Here is a 16,594-nt window from a genome sequence, read left to right as displayed (position 1 = left end):
CCTCACGGGACGCGCTCCGCTCTCTTGACCTCGAACGCGCTTCGCGCTTGGGAGCGCTTCGCGCGTTGAAGGACGCGCTGGCGCGCTCTAAAGACAAAAGCGGCTGGGGAGGCCTCCAGTGGGGGAAGGGCCTGCGTGTTCCCCACCGCATGACCTGGCGGAGCCAACCACAGATTTCCCGGGTGCCGCTAAATTTTTGCTCGTTCCTCACAAAAATTCGGCTGCACCCGGGAAATCTGTGGTAGCCCTTCGGGCAGGTCATACGGTGGGGAACACGAAGGCCCCTTGTGGCTGGGAGCCCAGCCCGCCGCTGCGCGGCGGGACGCCGCGCTTCGCGCGAGCGTGAAACGGTGAGCCGCGCGTCGCGCGAGCGGGGAAGCGGCGGGCCGTGCTTCGCGCGTGTTGGACGTGGCGGAGGCCGTGTGAGGGTCCGGCTAGAGGCCGAAAGCCTTCAACGCCTCGCGGTTGAACGCGGGCAGGTCGTCCGGCTTGCGGCTGGTCACCAGGTCCCACCCGTTCATGTGGCAGACCTGGACCTCCAGGTCGTCCCACTGCCCACCCGCGTTGCGGATGTCCGTGGCCAGGCTGGGGAACGACGTGAGCATCTTCCCCCGCACCACGTCCGCCTCGACCAGCAACCACGGACCGTGGCAGATCGCCGCGATCGGCTTGCCCGCCGCGACGTGCGCCTGCACGAACCGGACCGCGTCGCGGTCCATCCTCAGGAAGTCCGCGTTCGCGACGCCGCCCGGGATCACGATCCCGTCGTAGTCGGCGGGGTCGGCGTGGGCGAACGGCACGTCCACCTCGAACTCGTCGGCCGGGGTGAGGTGCTCGAAGGCCTTCACCTTGCCGAGTTTCGGCGCGAGCAGCCTGGGGACCGCGCCCGCCTTCTCGACGTGGGCCCAGGGATCGGTCAACTCGACCTGCTCGATGCCCTCCGTGTCGACCAGGAATGCGATCTTCTTCTGTTCGGCCATGCCGTTCGGCTACCCGTGCAGGAAGTCGACCAACCACGTGCGGACGTCGGCGCGGTGCGTCAGCCACGACGGGACCAGTTCGAGTCGCCCGTTCGGGAACGCGGCGGCCGTCTCCTTCGCGATGTTCTCCGGGTGCAACGGGTCTTGCGTCGCGCCCACGACCAGCACCGGGATCCGCACGTTCTCCAGCACCGTCCGATCGGCGACGGCGACCTTCCCGGGCAGTTCGGCCAGGGCGTCATCCAAGCGGGTGAAAGCCTGCCGACGCTCGGCCTGGTACTCCGGCGGTCCGCCGATCACGGTGATCGCGAATTCGCGGGCCAGCAACCGGCGTGGCTCGTCCAGGACGGCCGGGAGCAGCAGGGCGACCTTCTCGAACGCGTCCGGCTCCTCAGCCAGCAGGGCGACCAGCGCGGCCGAGGTCAGGGAGACGCCGATGGCCCGCGTGGCACCCGTCTCGCGGGCCACGGACTTCAGGTCGGCCGCGATGCGCCGGTAGTCCCAGTAGCCCGGCGGGGCGTCGGGGGTGTCTCCGTGCGACGGCAGGGTGACCACGACCTTCGTGCCGCGCAGGCCGGTCGTGGGCAGGCGCGCCTCACCGGGGGTGGCGCCGAGGCCGTGGCCGACGAGGGTGACCGGGGCGCCGGACCCGAAGGTCCGGTACGTCACCACCGCGGGCCGCGCTGGACCTCGATCAGGCGGGGCCGCACGTCCACCAGGTAGACGATCACCGCGACCAGCCCGGCGAGCCAGAACATCAGCCCGGGGCCGGCGAGGCTGAACAGCAGCAACGCGAACGTGCCGCCGCCGGTGATGCCCAGCCAGGCGGGTTTGGTGAGCCGTTCCGCCGCGGTGAAGGCGTCCGCCCGCTGCGACAACGCGTGCGCGAACGCGAAAACACCCGTGATCAGCCCGGCGTAGTACGCCAGGAACATGACCCAGACGTCGAGCAGCGACAGGTCCAGGGGCGGGATGGGGAACAACACGACTCCCAGGCTACGTGCTGCGCGGCGGCGGCGTACAGCCGAAACGGGGCGTCCCCTGCGGAACGCCCCGTGACCTCGGGTCTTACTTGGTGGTGCCGGGCTTCTTCGGCGTGGTGGCGCGGGTGGTCGCCGGCTTGCGGGCCGGCTGGGTGCGCGCGGCGGCGGTGCGGTTCGCGGCCTTGCGGGTGGTGCTGCGGACCTCGTGGGCCACGTCGCCGCCGACCTCCACGACCGCCTCGGCGAGCTTCTCGCTGGCGTCGTCCACGTCGCTCGCGACCTTCTCGCCGATCGACCGGGTGCGGCGGGTGACCTTGCCGAGCACGTCGTCGGCCAGCTCGCGGGCCTCGGTCGCGGCGGCGCCGGTGCGCTTCTGCGCGGTCTCGACGGCCTCCTCGACCTGGTGCAGGGCCTTCTGGACCTGCGGCTGCGACTTCAGCTTGTCCAGCGCCTCCTGGCCGTGCTCGGCCAGGAACTGGTACAGGTTGAGCGCGGACTGGGTGTAGGCGTCGACGACCTTGCGCAGCTCGGCCGGGTCGAACTTGTCCTTCAGGCCGGTGAAGTCGGTCGACTCGGCGGCGTTCTTGCCCGCCTCGACGCGCTCCTTCGCCTTGTTCAGCGCCTCGATGACGGCCTTGGCGGCCAGGTCACCGGCGCCCAGCGCGGCCAGCAGCGGCGTCCGGGCGGCGGCCACGGCCTGCTCGCCGGCCTTGCGCAGTTCCTCGGTGGTGGGCAGGTTCGGCATGGAGATCACTCACTCCTCGGTGTGGTCTGTGTTCTTCGCGGCGTTCTCCCGCCGGAACGACTCGTAGACGTCGAGCAGCACCTGCTTCTGCCGCTCGGTCAGGTCCGGGGCGGTGACGATGGCGTCGGCCAGCGCGCCGCCCTCGCGCTGTTCCAGGATCCCGGCCTCGACGTACAGCGCCTCCGCCGAGATCCGCAGCCCTTTGGCGATCTGCTGGAGGATCTCCGCGCTCGGCTTGCGCAGTCCCCGCTCGATCTGGCTGAGGTAAGGGTTGGACACCCCGGCGAGCTTCGCCAGTTGGCGCAACGAGATCTTGGCGGTGTTGCGCTGCTGGCGGATGTACTCGCCGATGTCGCGACCCAGGTCGGCGACCGCCTTGTCGATGGACTTGTCCACGTCTCGCGGCACCTCCTCGTCCCGCCTTCGACGGTACGCGCGGGTGCTAGCAGTTGCAAGCGCTCTGCTAGCGGACCGCACGTGGGCTCGCCCACAGCGCTACCGTGGGGCGGTGGACCCGGCCGTGAACCTCCGCGACGAGCTGGTCGATTCGCTCCTGGCCGCCGGCGTGCTCGCCGACCCGCGGTGGGTCTCGGCGTTTCGCGAGGTCCCGCGGCACGTCTTCCTGCCGGGGTTCTTCGCGCCCGGCCCCGGCGGCACCTGGCGGGCGGTTACCGCCGATGCGCCGGAGCACCTGGCGCTGGTCTACCGGAACCAGGTGCGCGTGACCCAGCTGGACGGGTCGGACGCGGCCTGGGAGCAAGCACTCCGCTCCGGCCCCGTGCACGGTGTACCCACCAGCTCGTCGAGCATGCCGACGATCATGGCGATCATGCTGGAGGCTCTGGACGTGCGGCGCGGGGACACCGTCCTGGAGATCGGGACGGGAACCGGCTACAACGCGGCCCTGCTGTGCCACGTGCTCGGCGACGACGCGGTGACGTCGGTGGACGTGGACCCGGGCGTGTCGGCGCGGGCCGTGGCGGCGCTGGCGGTCGCGGGCCACCGGCCGCACTGCTCCGCGTCCGACGGCGAACTGGGCTTCCCGGCGCGGGCGCCGTACTCGCGGGTGCTGGGGACGTGCGCGGTGTCGCGGGTGCCGGTGGCGTGGCTGGAGCAGGTGGAGCCGGGCGGGGTGATCGTGACGACGTTCAACCGGGCGCTGGGTGCGGGCCTGGTGCGCCTGGTGGTGCGCGACGGCGTGGCGACCGGCCGGGTGCTGCTGGACGACGGCCGTTTCATGCCGCTGCGGGCGCACAACCACGCCTGGGCGGACCAGGCGCTGGAGGACGCCCTGCACGCGCCGGCGGAAACCTCGCGCACCACACCGCTGCCCGCGCGGACCGTGGTGGACCCGGTGTCGGGCTTCGAGTTCTTCGCCGGCTTGGCGCTGCCGGGCGTGGTGGCCGCCGGCGACCCCGTCCGGCTGGTGCACCCGGACGGATCATGGGTGCGCCACAACGGGTCGGTCGTGGACCAGGGCGGTCCCCGAGAGCTGTGGACGGTGGCCGAGGAGGCCTACCGGACCTGGCGCGGCCTGGGCCGCCCCCGCCGCCAGCACTTCACGTTCACGGCGACGGGGGACGCCCAGTGGTTCGCCCTGGACGGTTCCACCCGGACCTGGCCGATCTAGTCGAACAGCTCCTCCAGGAAGCTGCGCCGGCGGCGGTGCGGTTGGTGCTGCGGCTGGTGCCGGTAGTCCTGGTAACCGCCCGGGTAGGCCGGGGGCGGCGCGCCGGCGGGCGTGCCCGGCGGCGGCTGGTAGGCGGGCGGCGTGCCCGGCTGGGCGGGCGGCACACCGGGCTGACCCGGGTACGGGGGCGGCGCCTGGTACGCCGGTGGCGCGCCGGGCGAACCCTGGTAGGCCGGAGGCGCGCCCTGGTGCGCCGGCGGCACGCCGGGCCCGTCCTGGTAGGTGGGTGGCGCGCCCGGTCCGTCCTGGTAGGCCGGGGGCTGGGCGTCGTAGTGCGCCTGCTCGGCCGCGATGATCTGTTCCAGCTCACCGCCGTCGAGGAAGACGCCCTTGCAGTTGTCGCACTGGTCGATGTGCACCGACCCGCGGGTGATGGTGCGCATCTCCTGCTGGCACTTGGGACAGGTCACACACCCGAGCGTACGCACGACACGAGGGTGACCGCGTCACCACCAGGGGTGACGGGTGGGTCATGATGCCTCCGTGTCCCGTTTTCGCCAACGCGCCGTGCTCGTGGGGTGTGTCCTGGCCGCCCTGCTCGCGGCGGCCGGGTTGTTCGTCACCGACTACGGCATCGACCCCGACCTGTGGCTGTCCGGGCTGGCGGTCGGGTTCCTCGCGTTCCTCGCCGCGTTCGACCCGTGGCTGCACCGCAGGCGCGCGGCCGGCCTGGCCACCGACGACAACCTCGACGCGGCGGTGGACGCGCTCGCGCGCGCCCTGCACGCCCAGTGGACCGAGGAGTGCCGCGCCCGCGGCCTCGGTGACGACCTGCTGGACCTGCACTGGAGTTCCGCGCGGGGCCGGCCGGGGCGCAGCGACGCCGTGGTGGGCGCGTTCGAGCGGGAACAGCGGATGGTGTTCCTCGGCGAGGCCGGGTCGGGCAAGAGCACCGTGGCGATGCTGCTGACCATCGGCCTGCTCGACCGCCACGCCGGCGGACCGGTGCCCGTGCTGCTGCCGCTGTCCACGTGGGACCCGGACGTCGAGGACGTGCGGACGTGGATGACCCACCGGCTCTACGAGGACCACCCGGCCCTGCGCAACACCGAGCTGTACGGCAGCTACGCGGCCGACCTGCTGGTCGAGCAGCGGCGCGTGTTCCCGGTGCTGGACGGCCTGGACCGCATCCCCCGCGACAAGCGGGCGGACGCGCTGGAGCGGATCAACCGGGCGTTCCCCAAGTCGTCGCCGCTGGTGCTGACCAGCCGGTTCGACGAGTTCGCCGAGCTGGGCGCGGTGGTGCCGGCGGCGGACGTGGTGGAGCTGCAACCGCTGGACCACGAGGAGATCGCGGGCTACCTGCGCGCCCGGGCCGACCCGCTGACGGCGGCCCGCTGGGAACCGATCTTCCTGCACCTGCGCGACGAACCGGACGGCCGGCTGGCCGACGCCCTGTCCACGCCGCTGGCGGTGTGGCTCGCGGGCGTCGTCTACGCGCACGGCGAACCCAGCGAACTGCTCGACCGGGGCCGCTTCCCGGACCGCCGCTCGATCGAGGACCACCTGGTGGACACGCTGGTGGACGGCGCGTTCGGCGACAAGGGCGTGGCGCACCAGGCGCGGGTGAGCCAGGTGTGGCCGCGCGCCAAGGCGCGGCGCTGGCTGGCGTTCCTGGCGCGGGAGGCCGGCATGGAGGACATCGCCTGGTGGCGGGTGCGGCGGTCGGTGCACGGCACGTGGCTGGCGCTGCTGGGCGCGGTGTCGCTGGGCACGATCGGCGGCGTCGGGGTGGCGTGGCTGATGGCGTACGCGAGTTCGCCGAAGTACGCCCCGTGGACGGGCCTGGCCGCCGGCCTGCTCGTGTCCGCCGCCGCCCTGCACGCCTCGGGGACGCGCGAACCCAAGCCGCGCTTGGGGGTGTGGCGGAGCCTGGTCGTGGTCAGCGGGGTGCTGGGCACGGCGCTGGGACTCGTCTTCGGCGCCCTGTACGGGTTGTCGGCGGGGCTGGTCGTCGGGCTGGGGTTGGCGGTGGCCGTGGCGCTGAGGTTCTCGTTGGCCGACAGCGCCGAGCTGACCCACCCGTCGAGTCCGAAGTGGACGATGGCCCGGGACCGGGTGGCGGTGTGGACGGGTTCGCTGGTGCTGGCGGTGGTCTTCGGCGCGGCGGCGGGTCTCGTGTTCGGGCCGCACCAGTCCGGGATGGTCGGGTTGGGGCTGGCCAGCGGGCTGATGCTGGGGTTCACGCTGTCCGTGCTGCACCTGCGCTGGTGGTGGTTCACCGTGGCCCGGATCTGGCTGGCGGTGCGCGGCAAGCTGCCGTGGGAGCTGATGGTCTTCCTGGAAGACGCCCGCAAGCTGGGCGTGCTGCGCCAGGCGGGCGCCTGCTACCAGTTCCGCCACGCGTTGGTGCAGGAACGGCTGGCAGGCGCCCGGGCGGAGGTGCGGTCGGACGCCTAGCGCCGGCGGTGCGCGGTCGGCGTTAGGCGCGGGCGGCGCGCGGTCGGCGTTAGGCGCGGGCGGCGCGCGGTCGGCGTTAGGCGCGGGCGGTGCGCGGTCGGACGCCCAGCGCGGTCGGACGCCCGGCGCCGTCAGGCGTTGAGCTTGTGCAGGCGGCGGATGGCTTCGTCGAGCACCTCGTCCTTCTTGCAGAACGCGAACCGGACCAGGTGCTGCCACTGCTCGGGGTGGTCGGTGAAGACCTGCACCGGCACCGCCGCGACGCCGATGCGCTCCGGCAGGGCGTGGCACAGTTCGAGCCCGTCGGTGAACCCGAGCGGCCGGACGTCGGCGGTGATGAAGTACGTGCCTTCGGAAGGCCGTACCGCGAAACCGGCCTCCGTCAGGCCCTCGGCCAGGCGCGAGCGCTTGTCCTGCAGCGACGTCCGCAGCTCCTCGACCCACTCCAGCTCGTTGCGCAGCGCGTGCGCCACGGCCGGCTGGAACGGCGCGCCGCCGACGAACGTCAGGAACTGCTTCGCCGCCCGCACCGCCCCGACCAGCGGCGCGGGCGCGCACACCCAACCGATCTTCCAGCCCGTGCAGTTGAACGACTTGCCGGCCGACGAGATCGCGACGGTCCGCTCGGCCATCCCCGGCAGGGACGCGAGCGGCACGTGCTCCAGGCCGTCGAAGACCAGGTGCTCGTAGACCTCGTCGGTGATCGCGACCAGGTCGTGCTCGACGCACAGCCGGGCGATCTCGGCCAGCTCGTCCCGGTTGAGCACGGTGCCGGTCGGGTTGTGCGGCGTGTTGACCAGGATCGTCCTCGTGCGCGGACCGATCGCCGCGCGCAGGCCCTCGACGTCCAGGCCCAGCCGACCGGTGCCCGGCTCCTCGACCAGGCCGACCGACCGGCGCGTCCCGCCCGCGAGCGCCACGCACGCCGCGTACGAGTCGTAGTACGGCTCGATCAGCACGACCTCGTCACCCGGCTCGACCAGCGCCAACAGCGACGCGGCGATGGCCTCGGTGGCGCCCACGGTGACCAGGATCTCGGTGTCCGGGTCGTACTGCGTGCCGTACCGCGCTCGGTGCTCGGCGATGGCCTGCCGCAGCACGGGCATGCCCGGACCGGGCGGGTACTGGTTGAGGCCGCCGTCGATGGACTCCTTGGCCACGGCCAGCATCGAGGCCGGCCCGTCGGTGTCCGGGAAGCCCTGCCCGAGGTTCACCGCCCCGGTGCGGACCGCCAACGCGGTCATCTCCGCGAAGATCGTCGAGGTGAACGGCCGCATCCTGGTGACAAGCGCTGGTTCCCGCACAACGCCGAATCTTCACGGACAATGGCGTCGTGGAGCAACTGACGGCCGCTGACCAGCTCAAGCGCGCGGGCCTGCGCCGGATGAAGCTCGTCGCCACCGGCTTCTTCCTCGCGGCGACGGTGATCTTCCTGGTGGCCCTGGTCTTCGAGGACGGCGGACCCGCGTGGATCGGGTACGTGCGCGCGGCGGCCGAGGCCGGGATGGTGGGCGCGCTGGCGGACTGGTTCGCCGTGACGGCGCTGTTCAGGCGGCCCCTCGGGCTGCCCATCCCGCACACGGCGATCATCCCGACCAGGAAGAACACCTTCGGCGACGCGCTCGGGTCGTTCGTCGGGACGAACTTCCTGGCCGAGGACGTCGTGAAGGACAAGCTGCGCCGGGTCGGCGTGGCGCACCGGGTCGGGGCGTGGGTGTCCGTGCCGGAGAACGCCGAGCGGGTGACGTCCGAGCTGGCCAACGTCATCAAGGGCGCGGTCACCGTGCTGCGGGACGACGACGTGCAGGCCATCGTGGAGCAGGCCGTGGTGCGGCGGCTGACCGACCAGCCGTGGGGCCCGCCGCTGGGCAAGCTGCTCGGTCAGGTGCTGACCGACGGGGCGCACCACAAGCTGGTGGACCTCATGTGCGACCGGGCCTACGACTGGGTGCGGGACAACTACGACCGGGTCATGACCGTGGTGTCGGACCGCGCGCCGACGTGGTCGCCGAAGTTCGTGGACTCGTTGCTGGCGGACAAGGTGTACTCGGAGCTGCTCAACTTCGCGTGGGCGGTGAAGACCGACGTCAACCACCCGATGCGGCAGGCGGTGGACCACTTCCTGATCGAGTTCTCGGCGGACCTCCAGCACGACCCGGCCACCATGCAGCGCGCGGAGAACGTGAAACAGCAGGTCATCGATCACCCGGACGTGCAACGCCTGATCGGGTCAGCCTGGGGCACGGCCAAGGGCATGCTCCTGACCGCCGCCGAGGACCCGTCGTCCGAGCTGCGCAAACGCGTGCGCGAAGGCCTGATGTCCTTCGGCCGGCGGTTGGTGGAGGACGAGACGATGCGCGCCAAGGTCGACGGCTGGCTGGAGGGCGCGGCGGGGCACGTGGTGTCGAACTACCGGCACGAGATCACCACGTTGATCACGGACACGGTCGAGCGGTGGGACGCCGAGGAGACCTCGCGCAAGATCGAGCTGCAGGTGGGGCGGGACCTCCAGTTCATCCGGATCAACGGCACGGTGGTGGGCGCGTTGGCCGGGTTGGTGATCTACACGGTGGGCCGGCTCGTGGTGTGAGGCCCCGCCGGGCAGGCACCAGCGCAGCGCCCACCCACGCACGAGCCCCGGCAGCACGCCGCCGCCCGGCCCGCCGCGCCTCCGGCCCAGCCCTCCAGCCTCGACCCCAGCCCCAGCCCGGCCCAGCCCCTCAGCCCAGCCCCTCAGCCCAGCCCGGCCCAGCCCGGCCCAGCCCCAGCCCGGCTCGGCCTACGAAACGCTGAGCGCGCGCCGTTCTCGCCAGTTGCGGGCCTTCTCGCGGTTGCCGCACACCTGCATCGAGCACCACATGCGCGAACGGTTCCGGGAGCGGTCGAAGAAGGCCCACAGGCAGCCGTCCGCCTGGCAGATCTTGAACCGCTCCCACGACCCGAGCACCGCGAGCCGCGCCGCCGCGCCCAGGACCGCGCCCAGCGCGTCCTCGCTCGACATCATCGGCACGCCGTGACTCAGGTCCACCCGGATCAGGCCCGCCGCGGGAGCGGGGTCGGGGCCGTCGAGGCGTTCGGACCGCTCGCCCAGCGAGGCCCGCAGCGAGGTTCGGACGGCGCGGGCCTGCGCCAGGTCGCCCACGTCTCCCAGGCCGCGATCGGCGACCCACCTGCGCCAGGCCGCGACGTCGTCGAGGACGTCCGTGCCCAGTTCGACGTCTCGGGTGTTGAGGAAAGCGAGCAGCAGCTCCACATCGTGTTCCGCATCGCCGGCTCGACCCTGCGCGAGAGCCGCGTGGTCCCAGCCGGCCGCCAGACCAGTCACCCCTCCACTGTAGGCGTCGACGCGTCCCGATGTGGCGAAGTAACCGTCAACTGATTTTCGCTGGTTAGCCATTTTGCCCGACCGGGTGACCGCCGATCAGGCTATGCACCCCGTGTATACATCGTGTGTATAGTCGGCCCCATGTCGATCGGACACACCCTGCTGGGCCTGCTGGAGAAGGGTCCCTCGCACGGATACGACCTCAAGAAGGCCTACGACGAGCGCTTCGGCCACGACCGGCCGCTGCACTACGGGCAGGTCTACACGACCCTGTCCCGGCTGCTGCGCAACGGCCTCGTCGAGGAGGCCGGGGTGGAGGCCGGGGAGGGTCCCGAGCGCAAGCGGTACGCCATCACCGACGCGGGCGTCACGGACGTGGAGCAGTGGCTGGGCACACCGGAGAAGCCCGAGCCCTACCTGCAGAACACGCTGTACGCCAAGGTCGTGCTGGCGCTGCTGTCCGGTCGCAGCGCGGACGAGGTGCTCGACGTGCAGCGGTCCGCCCACCTGCGCACCATGCGCGAGCTGACCCGGCGCAAGGCCGAGGGCGACCTGGCCGACCAGCTCATCTGCGACCACGCCCTGTTCCACCTGGAGGCCGACCTCCGGTGGCTCGAACTGACCGCCGCCCGGCTGGGCCAGCTCTCGGAGGTGGTCCGGTGAGCGCGCTGCTGGAGGCGGTCGACCTGCGCAAGTCGTTCGGGCCCACGCCCGCGCTGGACGGCGCGGGGCTGAGCGTCCACCCGGGCGAGGTGGTGGCCGTGATGGGGCCGTCCGGGTCGGGCAAGTCCACGCTGCTGCACTGCCTGGCGGGCATCCTCACGCCCGACTCGGGCGTGGTCCGGTACCGGGACGTCGAGCTGAGCGCGATGGCCGACGGGGAGCGCAGCGAGCTGCGGCGCACGGACTTCGGGTTCGTGTTCCAGTTCGGGCAGCTCGTGCCGGAGCTGAGCTGCCTGGAGAACGTGGCGCTGCCGCTGCGGTTGGGCGGCGTGAAGCGCAAGGAGGCGGAGTCGCGGGCGCGGTCGTGGCTGGAGCGCCTGGAGGTCGCCGACGTGGCCGACAAGCGCCCGGGCGAGACGTCCGGCGGGCAGGGGCAGCGGGTGGCCGTGGCGCGGGCGCTGGTCACCGGGCCGCGGGTGGTGTTCGCCGACGAGCCGACGGGTGCGCTGGACTCGCTCAACGGCGAGCGCGTGATGCAGCTGCTCACCACGGCGGCGAAGGAGACCAACGCGGCGGTCGTGCTGGTCACCCACGAGGCGCGGGTCGCCGCGTACTCGGACCGCGAGGTCGTGGTGCGCGACGGGCGGTCCCGGGAAGTGGAGCCGGTCCGATGACGTCACCGCTGCGCTCCCGGCTGTCCGGCCGCATCCGCGTGGCCGTGCTGAAGCGCGTCACCGCGGCCCTCCCGGGTCGGCCGCGGGCCGCCTGCGGGAGGTCGTGGTGAAGCTCTGGTTCACCGACCTGCTGCTGGGCGTGCGGCTCGCCCTGGGCGGCGGGCGCACGTCGTGGGTCCGGCTCGCCCTGACCGGCGCGGGCATCGGCATCGGGGTCGCGGTGCTGCTCACGGCGTCGGCCGTGCCGTCCATGCTGGAGTCGCGCGAGGAGCGCGACGCGGCGTCCACGCCGGTGCTGGGCAAGCCCCGGCCGGGGCAGGACGCCCTGTACGAGCAGCGCTGGTTCACCGAGTTCCGCGGGCGCGGGATCGACGGCCGGTTCGTCGTGGCCACCGGACCGGGCGCGCCGGTCCCGCCGGGCGTGTCGAGGGTGCCCGGCGACGGCGAACTGCTGGTGTCCCCGGAGCTGGCGAAGCTGCTCGACTCGCCCGCCGGCGAGCTGCTGCGCGAGCGGTTCCCGCAGGAACGCATCGGGCTGTTGGGCCAGGACGCGTTGAACGCGCCGCACGACCTGGTGTTCATCGCGGGCGACGCGTCGGTGCCGCGCGAATCCGAACGGGCGATCCTGGCGTTCGGCGGCGAGGGGCAGATCCGGGAGCTGGACCCGATCCTGTCGCTGCTGATCATGATCGGCGTGGTGGCGCTGCTGTTCCCGGTGCTGGTGTTCGTCGGGATCAGCACCCGGCTCGCGGGCGCCGAGCGGGACCGCAGGCTCGCCGCGCTGCGGCTGGTCGGGGCGGGTGCGCACCGGGTGCGGCGGATCGCGGCCGGGGAGGCGCTGCTCGGCGCGTTCACCGGGTTGGCGGTCGGCGCGGTGCTGTTCCTGGTGGCGCGGCAGTTCGTCGAGGAGCTGCGACTGATGGGCGTCAGCGTGTTCGTCAGCGACGTCGCGCCGACGCCGTGGCTGGCCGTGCTGATCGGGGTGCTGGTCCCGGTGCTGGCGGTGGTCACGTCGATCGTCGCCATGCGCCGCACGGTGATCGAGCCGCTCGGCGTGGTGCGGCGGACCAAGCCGGTGCGGCGGGTGATGTGGTGGCGCACGATCCCGATCTTCGTCGGGACGGTGGCGCTGCTCAGCCAGTCCGAGGCGCTGGGCGGTTCGGAGCAGAACGGCAGCACGACCATCGTGGTCGGCGGCATCCTGTCGCTGCTGCTGAGCATCCCGCTGCTGTTGCCGTGGGTGGTGGAGTGCGCGGTCGGGCGGTTGCGCGGCGGTGCGCCGTCGTGGCAGCTCGCGATCCGCCGGCTCCAGCTGGAGAGCGGCACGGCGGCGCGCGTGGTCGGCGGGGTGGCGGTCGTGCTGGCGGGCGGGATCGCGTTGCAGTCCGTGCTGGCGAGCGCGGAGAGCAAGATCCTGGAGCGGCCGATCGAAGAGGCCGACCGCACGCGGCTCATGGTGAACCTGGCGGACTCGCCGCCGGAAGGCGCCCACAGCGCCATCGAGCGGATCGAACGGGCCGCGGGCGTGGAGCGCGTGCACCCGATGTGGTCGCTGCAGTACAAGTTCGTCGGGGACGACCGCTACCAGTCCGCGACCGTCGCGTCGTGCGAGGCGTTGACCACGCAGGCCACGCTGCCGAGCTGCAAGGACGGCGACGTGTTCTACATGGTGGACGACCAGGGCCACCGCGACCCGGCCGACGCGCAGCCGGAACTGCCGGGCACCAAGGTGAACCTGGTCGACGGCTTCGGCCGCGAGGAACGGCTTGGTCCACAGTGGACGATCCCGGCGTACACCCGCGTCGGCCCGCCCGCGGAGTTCAAGGAACACGTCGGCGGTGGCCTGCTCCTGACCCCGGCGGCAGTGCGGGACCTGGGGCTGCCGTTGTCCCGCTTGACCGTCCTGGTGAAGGTGGACCCGAACCAGCAGGACATCGCGGAACACGTGCGCAACGCGATGGCGTCGATGACGTGGCGGTCGTACGCGTACTACTTCGGCGCGTCGGACCCGACCGAGCGGATCAAGCAGTTCCAGAGCATCCGCCAGGGCTTGCTGGCCGGTTCCCTGGTGACCCTCCTCCTGGCCGGCGCGAGCCTGTTGGTGCTGGCCCTGGAACAGGTGCGCGAACGCCGCCGGCCGCTGGCGGTGCTGGCGGCGAGCGGTGTGCCGAGGGGCGCGTTGGGCCGGTCCTTGCTGTGGCAGAACGCGGTGCCGTTGGCGCTGGCGTTGGTGGTGTCGATCGCCATCGGGAGCGGCTTGGCGGTGCTGCTGCTGCGGATCGTGGCGCAACCGATCGTGCTGGACTGGACGGGCATGGCCATCCTCACCGCTGCCGCCGCCACACTGGTGGCAGCGGTGACCGCCCTGACTCTGCCCTCCCTACGCCGAGCCACCGGCGCTCTGGGCCTGCGCTCGGAATAACCACCCACCGCCCGCCGACAGCCCACCGACCTCGGCGAACACGGCAGAACGCCGCGCCCGGGCAACGGCGGGGAACTGCGGCGGGCGGCAGGGCGGCGGGCGGCAGGGCGGCGATTCGGCGGCGCTGCTCAGCGGTGTGGGGCTCAGCGGCGCGGCGTAGTGCTCGGCGGCGCGGGACCGGCGACAGCGGGACCGGCGACAGCGGGACCGGCGGCAGCGCCCCACGCGGTGAGGCGGCGGTGTGCGGCTGTGGCCCGCCGGGGCCGAGGGAGGCGTGCAGCGGAATCGGGGGCGTGTGCGTCTTGAGTGGGGTGCCGGGCGGCGGGATGTGTGCCGCCGTGTGCCACCTGATCGGGGTTTGGTGCGTCTTCATCAGTGTGGGGGTTGGGTGTTGGTCGCCGGAGCTGGTCGTCCGCGTTGGGCGGCTCGGGTGAGGTGGGTCGCCGATCTGGTGCTCGGGGTCCGGTTGGCTGTCGGGGGCAGCCGGACCTCGTGGGCCAGGTTGGCGCTCACCGCCGCCGGGGTCGGGCTCGGCGTGGTCGTGTTGTTGCTCGCCGCCTCCGTCGGGCCGGCTCGGGAGGCCAAGTCCGAGCGGGTTCGGGCTGCCGCGCCGGTCGCCTCCGGGGACGGGGCTCCGCTGCGCGCCCGGGACGTCGTCGTGTCCTGGCAGGGGCGGCACATCGTCGGGGTCGAGGTCGCCGCCACCCGGGACGGGGCGCCCACCCCGCCCGGTGTGGGGCGGCTGCCGCAGCCCGGGGAGGTGGTGGTGTCGCCGGAACTCCTGCACCTCATCCAGACCGACTACTCGGTGCGCGCCCGCTTCCCGGAACGGGTCATCGGCGTCATCGCCGACGCCGGCCTGCCGCGCCCCAAGTCGCTGCTCTTCTACGCGGGCCTCGCGGACGTCCACGCCGCCGACGCCACCCCCGTCGACGGGTTCGGCGGCGACCGGCCCGGCCCGACCCTCCTGCCCGCCTACCGCCTGCTGATGGTCACGGCGATCGGCGCGCTGCTCGTCCCGCTCGGCATCTTCGTGCTCGTCGCCACCCGCCTCGGCGCGACCGGCCGCGACCGCCGCCTCGCCGCGATCCGGCTGGTCGGGGCCAGCCGCGCCCAGGTCCGGCGCATCGCCAGCGGCGAGACGCTGACCGGGGCCGTGCTCGGGCTGTTCGTCGGGGTCGCGTTGTTCTTCGCCGCCCGTCCCCTGGCGCGGTTCATCGAGGTCGAGGGGGTCGGGTTCTTCCCGACCGACCTGCTGCCCGACCCGGTGCTCGGCGCGCTCATCGCGGTCGGGGTGCCGGTGGTCGCGGTGGTGTCGGCGCTGCTCGCCCTGCGCACCGTGGACATCGGACCGCTCGGGCTGCACCGCGCCACGCAGACGCCCGCCCGCCGCGCCTGGTGGCGGTTCGCGCTGCTCGGCGCGGGTGCGGCGGTGCTGCTGACGGTGTCGGCGGTCGGGTCGTTCCACGAGGTCTGGGCCGACTCGGCGACCGCGGTCGGCCTCGGCGCGGGCATCGGGCTCGTCCTCGCGGGCACCGGGGCCGTCCTGCCGTGGCTCGTCGGACTGGTCGCGCACCGCCTGCACCCCGAAGCCGTCGCGCCGATGCTCGCCGTGCGCGGCCTGCGGTTCGACGCGGGCACACCGCGCGTGCTGGCCGGGGTCGTGGTCGTCCTCACCGGCTCGCTCACGCTCCAGGTCCTGCTCGGCGTCGCCGCCCAGGTCACCGCCGCCGCCGAACTGGAGTCCCGCGCCGAACCCCACCGGTGGCTGCTCGACGTCGGCGAGCACACCCCGGTCCGCTCGCTGGAGGAGGCGATCGCGCTGGTCGGCGGCGTGCGGCGGGTCAGCGAGGTGCGCACGCTCGAACCGCGCGGCGAACTGCCCGCTGTCGTCATCAGCACCGACTGCGCCGAACTCGCCGACCGCCTCAAGGTCACCGACTGCGCCCCCGGCGCGGCCTACCGCACCGCCGGCACCACGGGCGTCCCCGCGCCGGGCACGCGGCTGACCGTCGGCGCGCACACGTGGATCGTGCCGCAGCACCGCGAAGTCCCCGGCTCGACGCAGGCGCTGTTCGTCGCGAGCGGCGCGGACCCGGTGCTGGACGCCGTGCCGCCGACGAGCCTGGTCGTGGTCGGCCCGCCGGACCGGGCGTTCGGCGACAACCTGCTCGCCGCGACCGGCCGCGTCGACCGGGCGGTGGTGCTGCGGGTGACCGCGCGGGCCGGCCAGGTCGAGCTGTTCACGTCCCTGCGCAGCGGCGTCATCGGCGGCTCGGTGCTGCTCGTCCTGCTGGCCGTGGTCGGCCTCGCGGCGGCGGCCGTGGACCAGGTGTGGGAACGCCGCCGGCACGCCGCGGTCCTCGCCGCCAACGGCGTCCCGCGCCGCACGCTCGCCGAGGCCGCGCTGTGGCAGTCCGCGATCCCGACCGCGCTGGGCATCGTCCTCGCCATCCCGGTCGGCCTGGGCGCGGCGTGGCTGGTCGTCCCCACGGCCCTGTTCCGCGTCGACTGGGCGGAACTGGGCGTCACGGTCACCAGCGCGGCGGCGGTCGTGCTCGTCGTGTCGCTGTGCACGATGCCCGCGCTGCGCCACGCGATCCGCCCGGCGAGCCTGCGGACCGAGTGAGAACCGCCCATAGACGCCCGCACCGGGCACCCAGTTCCAAGATCCACACCTTCGTGCGGCACCGGGTATCCCGGGGCTGCGAG

15 protein-coding genes are annotated in these 16,594 nt (G+C 73.1%); 7 read left to right on the top strand and 8 right to left on the bottom strand.

The genetic code is table 11. From position 1 onward, the window contains the following. Window positions 1–434: 434 nt before the first annotated feature. The 5 genes from ABD126_RS13680 to ABD126_RS13660 form a co-directional block, all read right to left on the bottom strand. On the bottom strand, window positions 435–980 hold the full coding sequence (locus tag ABD126_RS13680) for a type 1 glutamine amidotransferase domain-containing protein (protein ID WP_343934148.1): 546 nt from the start codon (window positions 978–980) through the stop codon (window positions 435–437). 9 nt (window positions 981–989) lie between these two features. Further along, the gene (locus tag ABD126_RS13675; RefSeq protein ID WP_343934147.1) at window positions 990–1,649 is read right to left on the bottom strand and encodes an alpha/beta fold hydrolase; all 660 of its coding nucleotides are present in this window, start codon (window positions 1,647–1,649) and stop codon (window positions 990–992) included. Continuing rightward, window positions 1,646–1,939 (bottom strand): DUF2516 family protein, encoded by a 294-nt coding sequence (locus ABD126_RS13670; protein ID WP_380567200.1) that lies wholly within the window; start codon window positions 1,937–1,939, stop codon window positions 1,646–1,648. The genes ABD126_RS13675 and ABD126_RS13670 overlap by 4 nt, the downstream gene beginning before the upstream one ends. 109 nt (window positions 1,940–2,048) lie before the next feature. Next, window positions 2,049–2,708, bottom strand: a complete 660-nt coding sequence (locus ABD126_RS13665; protein ID WP_343934145.1) for a hypothetical protein — start codon at window positions 2,706–2,708, stop codon at window positions 2,049–2,051. 9 nt (window positions 2,709–2,717) lie between these two features. Then, window positions 2,718–3,104, bottom strand: a complete 387-nt coding sequence (locus tag ABD126_RS13660) for a helix-turn-helix domain-containing protein (RefSeq protein WP_343934144.1) — start codon at window positions 3,102–3,104, stop codon at window positions 2,718–2,720. A 112-nt stretch (window positions 3,105–3,216) separates the two neighbouring features. On the opposite strand from ABD126_RS13660, the gene ABD126_RS13655 reads away from it, so the two are divergent. Next, window positions 3,217–4,338, top strand: a complete 1,122-nt coding sequence (locus tag ABD126_RS13655) for a methyltransferase domain-containing protein (protein WP_343934143.1) — start codon at window positions 3,217–3,219, stop codon at window positions 4,336–4,338. Here the strand turns inward: ABD126_RS13655 and ABD126_RS13650 are convergent. Then, complete coding sequence (locus tag ABD126_RS13650; RefSeq protein ID WP_343934142.1) at window positions 4,335–4,808, bottom strand: TFIIB-type zinc ribbon-containing protein; 474 nt, start codon at window positions 4,806–4,808, stop codon at window positions 4,335–4,337. The two genes, ABD126_RS13655 and ABD126_RS13650, sit on opposite strands and share 4 nt — an antisense overlap. A 73-nt stretch (window positions 4,809–4,881) precedes the next feature. Between ABD126_RS13650 and ABD126_RS13645 the strand changes: the two genes are divergently transcribed. Next, the gene (locus ABD126_RS13645; RefSeq protein WP_343934141.1) at window positions 4,882–6,798 is read left to right on the top strand and encodes an NACHT domain-containing protein; all 1,917 of its coding nucleotides are present in this window, start codon (window positions 4,882–4,884) and stop codon (window positions 6,796–6,798) included. Between the two features lie 131 nt (window positions 6,799–6,929). Here the strand turns inward: ABD126_RS13645 and ABD126_RS13640 are convergent, their stop codons facing one another. Further along, window positions 6,930–8,102, bottom strand: a complete 1,173-nt coding sequence (locus ABD126_RS13640) for a pyridoxal phosphate-dependent aminotransferase (RefSeq protein ID WP_343934140.1) — start codon at window positions 8,100–8,102, stop codon at window positions 6,930–6,932. Window positions 8,103–8,182: 80 nt separating this feature from the next. Between ABD126_RS13640 and ABD126_RS13635 the strand changes: the two genes are divergently transcribed. Next, the gene (locus tag ABD126_RS13635; protein ID WP_343934227.1) at window positions 8,183–9,388 is read left to right on the top strand and encodes a DUF445 domain-containing protein; all 1,206 of its coding nucleotides are present in this window, start codon (window positions 8,183–8,185) and stop codon (window positions 9,386–9,388) included. Between the two features lie 189 nt (window positions 9,389–9,577). Here the strand turns inward: ABD126_RS13635 and ABD126_RS13630 are convergent, their stop codons facing one another. Then, window positions 9,578–10,123, bottom strand: a complete 546-nt coding sequence (locus ABD126_RS13630) for a CGNR zinc finger domain-containing protein (protein WP_343934139.1) — start codon at window positions 10,121–10,123, stop codon at window positions 9,578–9,580. 141 nt (window positions 10,124–10,264) lie between these two features. On the opposite strand from ABD126_RS13630, the gene ABD126_RS13625 reads away from it, so the two are divergent. The 4 genes from ABD126_RS13625 to ABD126_RS13610 all read left to right on the top strand — a co-directional run bounded on the left by ABD126_RS13625 (window position 10,265) and on the right by ABD126_RS13610 (window position 16,511). Continuing rightward, window positions 10,265–10,786 carry a PadR family transcriptional regulator gene (locus ABD126_RS13625; protein ID WP_343934138.1) on the top strand — a complete coding sequence of 174 codons (522 nt, stop codon included), beginning with the start codon at window positions 10,265–10,267 and terminating at the stop codon, window positions 10,784–10,786. Then, complete coding sequence (locus tag ABD126_RS13620) at window positions 10,783–11,460, top strand: ABC transporter ATP-binding protein (RefSeq protein WP_343934137.1); 678 nt, start codon at window positions 10,783–10,785, stop codon at window positions 11,458–11,460. The genes ABD126_RS13625 and ABD126_RS13620 overlap by 4 nt, the downstream gene beginning before the upstream one ends. A 106-nt stretch (window positions 11,461–11,566) precedes the next feature. Continuing rightward, window positions 11,567–13,882: an ABC transporter permease gene (locus ABD126_RS13615; RefSeq protein WP_343934136.1), complete on the top strand. Its 2,316-nt coding sequence runs from the start codon at window positions 11,567–11,569 to the stop codon at window positions 13,880–13,882. Between the two features lie 430 nt (window positions 13,883–14,312). Next, entirely contained in the window at window positions 14,313–16,511 is a 2,199-nt protein-coding gene (locus ABD126_RS13610) for an FtsX-like permease family protein (protein ID WP_343934135.1), read from the top strand. Window positions 16,512–16,594: the final 83 nt, after the last annotated feature.

The organism is Saccharothrix mutabilis subsp. mutabilis, assembly GCF_039521145.1.
Taxonomy (GTDB): Bacteria; Actinomycetota; Actinomycetes; order Mycobacteriales; family Pseudonocardiaceae; genus Actinosynnema; species Actinosynnema mutabilis.
Note: the sequence above shows the minus strand (reverse complement) of the source record. Positions and strands in the feature narration are given on the sequence as shown.